Annotated in this window: 2 protein-coding genes; both read right to left on the bottom strand. The window is 75.2% G+C overall.

The features are described 5' to 3' along the window. Positions 1-163 precede the first annotated feature (163 nt). On the bottom strand, positions 164-2,755 hold the full coding sequence (locus ABZW03_RS38280; protein WP_355269108.1) for a GH32 C-terminal domain-containing protein: 2,592 nt from the start codon (positions 2,753-2,755) through the stop codon (positions 164-166). A gap of 91 nt (positions 2,756-2,846) precedes the next feature. Continuing rightward, positions 2,847-3,812 (bottom strand): carbohydrate kinase, encoded by a 966-nt coding sequence (locus ABZW03_RS38285; protein WP_355269110.1) that lies wholly within the window; start codon positions 3,810-3,812, stop codon positions 2,847-2,849. Positions 3,813-4,041 lie beyond the last annotated feature (229 nt).

Raw genomic sequence — 4,041 nt, forward strand, 5'->3', positions numbered from 1 at the left:
GGGGGGGGGGGGGGGGGGGGGCGGCCCCCCCCCCCCCCCCCCCCGACGGCGTGGCGGAGCGATCGCGCGCACTTCCTCGGCCGGTCGGGCCGACCGGCTCCCGGCGGCCTACCCACGCAGCCACGGCATCACCTACGTCCGCAGCTGCTCTGCGGTCACAGCACTAGCTCCGCCAGGACGACCGCAACTGACGCGCCGTCAGCGAATCGGCCCGTGCGGTTCCCCCGTCGGCATAGAGGGCGAGGCCGGTGTCGGAGGGGTCGGGGAAGACCTGGTCGGTGAGCACCAGCCTGCCGCCGCCCGCGTAGACCTCGACCGAGGAGGCGTCGACCAGGACGCGCAGGTCGAGCCGGCCCTGCGGGTCCAGGGGCAGCTTCGCCCGGTGCACGGCCGCGAAGGACTCGTGGAAGCCGGTGTTCCCGGACGCGGTGCGGTCGACGTACAGCTCGCCGGTCGCGGTGTCGTAGCCGATCCGGGTCCGGTGCCCGCCGCCGGTGCGCACCGCGAGGCCGAACTCCCGGGCGGTGCCGGCCCGCAGCCGGGCGTCGATCTCCAGCGCGGCGCCGCTCACCGGGAGCGGGAGCCGGGTGTCGCGCACCGGCAGGTCGGTGGTGCGCCAGGGCCGCCCCTCGCGCAGCTCCGCCAGCTCCCGGACGGGGCGCTGGACGAGCACGGTGCGGCCGGCGGCGTCCGCGGTGAGGGCGAGCTCGCGTGGGAAGCCGTCGACGCCGCGCCAGGGCGAGGTCGGGACCTTGTCGGCGTAGGCCCAGTTGTTCATCCAGCCGATCACCACCCGGCGCCCGTGAGGTTCGTCGTTGACGCTGGTGGCGGCGTAGAAGTCGGCGCCGTGGTCGAGCCAGTGCGCGCGCTGCGCCGCGCCGAGGGCCGGGGCGTCGGCGAGCGTGAACTGGTCGGCGAGCACGTGTCCCCAGCCGCCGGTGGCGTGGTCGACGACCTGGATCCGGGCCTGCCGGCCGATCAGGTCGGCGAGGTCCCAGGACGTCCAGTCCAGGGTCTCGCCGTCGCCGCCGGTGGCGCTGCGGACCACCCGGCCGTCCACCAGCAGGTTGACGGCGGTCTGCCGGTCCCTCGGCCGGGCCTGCTGGTCGGACAGCTGGAGGTGGTCGACCATCAGGTGCCCCCAGCCGCCGGTGGCGCCGTCGACGATCCGGACGGTCGCCCGGCGGCCGGCGAACTCGCCGACGTCCCAGCTGGTCCAGTTCAGTTCGCCGCTGTCGCGGCCGGTGGCGCTGCGGACCACCCGGCCGTCCACCACGAGGTTGACGGTGGTCTCGCCGTCGGTGCCGGCCGGGTGGTTGCCGCCGCCGATCAGGGCGTTGAGGTAGCGGCGGTCGACGGTGAACTCGGGTGAGGTCACCGTGCCGGTGGCCGCGTCCCCGGCGGCGGGGGTGAAGGTGTCGAGCACGCCGCCGTCGAGGCCGCCATCCAGCTGCTCTTCGGTGGGTGCGATCCCGGCGAGGCCGCCGACGGCCGTCCAGCCGGACGGGAGGGCGGGGCCCCGGAAGTCGGCGAGGGTGGTCCCGGGAGGTGCCGAACCGTCGCCGGCGCCCGGGACGTACGGGTGGTTGCCGCCGCCCACCAGGAAGTTGAGGTGGCGCCGGGTGACGGTGAAGGGCGGCGAGAGCAGCTCGCCGGTGGCGGCGTCGCCGCCGAGAAAGGTGTTGGCCAGGCCCGGTCCGGTGAATCCGGACACGGGTTGCTGGCCGGGCAGGGTGCCGGTGGCGGGGGCGGCGCCGAAGGCCGTCCCGGTGGCCGTCCAGCCGCGGTAGCCGCCGTCGTCGAAGCCGTTCAGCAGGGTGCCGGCGGGCGGGGTGTAGCCGCCGGCCGGGTCGTCCGCGGTGAAGGCGGTGCCGTCGAAGTCGCCTATGAAGTACTGGACGGCGGTGGAGCGTTGGGGGCCGCCGTTGGTGGAGACGGTCAGCACCCACCGGGTGCGCGCCGGGTCGCCGTCCACGGCGAGGGGGAAGAGGTCCGGGCACTCCCAGACCCCGCCGGTGGCTCCGGCCGGGCCGAACTCGCTCAGCCTGGTCCAGGACTTGAGGTCGTGGGAGGAGTAGAAGCGGATCTGGTGCCGGTCGGCGAGGGCGACGGCCATCAGCCAGCCGCCGGTCCGGTCGTTCCAGAAGACCTTGGGGTCGCGGAAGTCGGCGGAACCGATGTCCAGGACGGGGTTGCCCTGGTACTTGGTCCAGCTGGTGCCGCCGTCCAGCGAGTAGGCGAGCGACTGCGTCTGGCGGCCGCCGGGGGCCCTGGCCGCGCTGGTGTAGACCGCGACCAGCGGGGGGTCGTCGGCGGTGCCCAGGCCGCTGGAGTTGGTGCGGTCGTCGACCACCGCGCCGGAGAAGATCATCGAGGTGTCGTCCTGCGGGATGGCGAGCGGCTGCTCGGTCCAGTGCACCAGGTCGGGGCTGGTGGCGTGGCCCCAGGACATGTTGCCCCAGGTGGCGCCGGCCGGGTTGTACTGGAAGAACAGGTGGTAGGCGCCGCGGTGGTGGATCGGGCCGTTGGGGTCGTTCATCCAGTTCCGGGCCGGCGAGAAGTGGAACTGCGGGCGGTAGGGCTCCTGGTAGGCGGTCCGGTGGTCGGTGGCGGTCCGGTGGTCGGCCGTGGTCCGCCGGTCGGTGGCGGCCGAGGCCGGGGTCAGCGGCAGCACGGTGAGGGCGGCGAGGGCGGTGGCGGCGAGCGCGGCGAGCGGTCGGCGGGCACGGGGCACGGGCGCAGGGGGAACAGGCATGGTGGAGTGCTCCTCCGGGAGAGTGTCATCGTTGACTCATGTCATCGATGACAGCGGCTGCGGAGGATGATGGGCAGGCGGCGACGCCCCGTCAAGAGCCCGGGCGCTGCAGGGGTATCCGGAGCTGACCCGCCCACGGTGGGTTGGGGCCGGCGACCGAGCAGGTCAGGGCCGCGACCTCGGCGCCGAACCGGCAGGCCGCGACGGCCTCGGCGAGGGTCAGCGCGGTCAGCCGTCCGCCGAGCCGGCCGAGCCCGCCGAGGCGGTGCAGCAGCCCGGCGGTGAACGAGTCGCCCGCGCCGACGGTGTCCACCACCGCGACCTCGGGCGCCGGCACCCGGACCCGTTCGCCGTCCAGCGAGACCAGCACGCCCGCGCCGCCGAGGGTGACCACCACCAGCCGGGCGCCGGCCGCGTGCCAGCGGTCACAGGCCTGTTCCGGCGGGACGCCGGGCAGCAGCAGCTCCAGGTCGTCCGAGCTGAGCCGCAGGATGTCCGCCAGCGCGCACCACCGGTCGAGCCGGGCCCGGTAGACCTCCGGATCCACCAGCTGCGGGCGGACGTTGGGGTCGATCGACACCGTGAGGCCGGCCCGGGCCCGGTCGAGGAGCCGCTCGACCAGGGCGCCGCCGGGCTCGCGGACCAGCGCGAGCGAGCCGGTGTGCAGGCAGCTCACGTCGGCGAGCGGCACGGCGGCCAGCTCGGCGGCGCTCCACTGCCAGTCGGCGGCCCGGTCGGCGTGGAACGCGTAGCGCGCCTGGCCGAGGTCGTCCACGGTGGCGAGGGCGAGCGTGCTCGGCTCGGGAGCCGTCACCACCGCGCCCAGGTCGACCCCGGCGGAGCCGAGCCGGGCGCGGAACAGCCCGCCGAAGGCGTCGGTGGAGATCCGGCCGAGGAAGCGCGTGGGCGTGCCGAGCCGGCCCAGCGCGACGGCGGTGTTGGCCGGCCCGCCGCCGGGCAGCACGCGCAGGGCCAGCTCGCCCGGGCGGGCGCCCGCCGGGTCGGCGAAGGTGTCGGCGACGCACTCGCCGAGGACCGCGACGAATCGCTGGGACACGAAGGACCGCCTCTCATGGACCGGTGCAGGGGTGCCGCGCGGCACGGGCCGTCAACTCCCGCTCGAAGGCGCGGGTTTCGACTGCGTTACGCACTTGTTACGCCCGGGGGGCTTGCCCGCCGCGCGGGGCTGACTTCATCATCCTCGGCAAGCGAATGTCAACGTTGACAGTCGACATGCGCCGCTACCAGGTGATGATCGAGTCCTCGTTCCCGACCGAGGCCGGGAC

Source organism: Kitasatospora sp. NPDC004799, from assembly GCF_040609095.1.
Lineage (GTDB): Bacteria > Actinomycetota > Actinomycetes > Streptomycetales > Streptomycetaceae > Kitasatospora.

Excerpts from the sequence above, each read along its gene's own strand:
- ABZW03_RS38280 (WP_355269108.1), bottom strand. The coding sequence starts at position 2,755 with ATGCCTGTTCCCCCTGCGCCCGTGCCCCGTGCCCGCCGACCGCTCGCC.